Below are 669 nucleotides of genomic sequence, written 5' to 3' on the forward strand. Positions count from 1 at the left end.
GAAGATGACCAGGGCGGCGACTTTGATCAGGGCGAACCAGAATTCCATTTCGCCGAAGACCTTCACCGAGACCAGGTTCAGGGCCAGGACGACGATGAGGGCGGTCAGGGCCCAGGCCCACTGCGGGACGTCGGCCATCCAGGGGATGTAGTTGCCGAAGAAGTGCATGTAGAGGGCGGCGGCGGTGATGTCCACGATGGTGGTGGTGGCCCAGTTGATCCAGTAGAACCAGCCGGAAACGAACGCGGCTTTTTCGCCGAAGAATTCCCTCGCGTAGGACACGAACGAGCCCGAGGAGGGCCGGTGCAGGACCAGTTCGCCCAGGGCGCGCAGGATCAGGAACGCGAAGAACCCGCACACGGCGTAGGCGATGACCAGGGACGGACCCGCCGCGTTCAGCCGGCCGCCGGCACCCAGGAACAGGCCGGTACCGATCGCACCGCCAATCGCGATCATCTGGATCTGCCGCGGCTTCAAATTCTTGTGATAGCCCTTATCCTCCGCGTGAAGGGAGCTCTCGGAGGCATGCGCATGCCCACCGTCTATCAGGTGGTCGGGTATGGGGGTATTAGTCATGGGAGTGTCCTTTGGGGATGTGGGGACTACTTGGTGAGGTTGGCGAGGCGTTCGGGGCTGAGGAGTTCCTGGAGTTGGGTGTGGGTGAGGAGT

Annotated in this window: 1 protein-coding gene; it reads right to left on the reverse strand. The window is 62.6% G+C overall.

Annotated elements, in window-relative coordinates:
* Positions 1-576, reverse strand: a 576-nt coding sequence (locus tag FNL14_RS23055; protein ID WP_142065171.1) for an amino acid permease, incomplete at its 3' end; no start/stop codon positions are given.
* Positions 577-669 lie beyond the last annotated feature (93 nt).

The sequence above is a fragment of the Pseudarthrobacter sp. B4EP4b genome, from assembly GCF_006680095.1.
Lineage (GTDB): Bacteria > Actinomycetota > Actinomycetes > Actinomycetales > Micrococcaceae > Arthrobacter.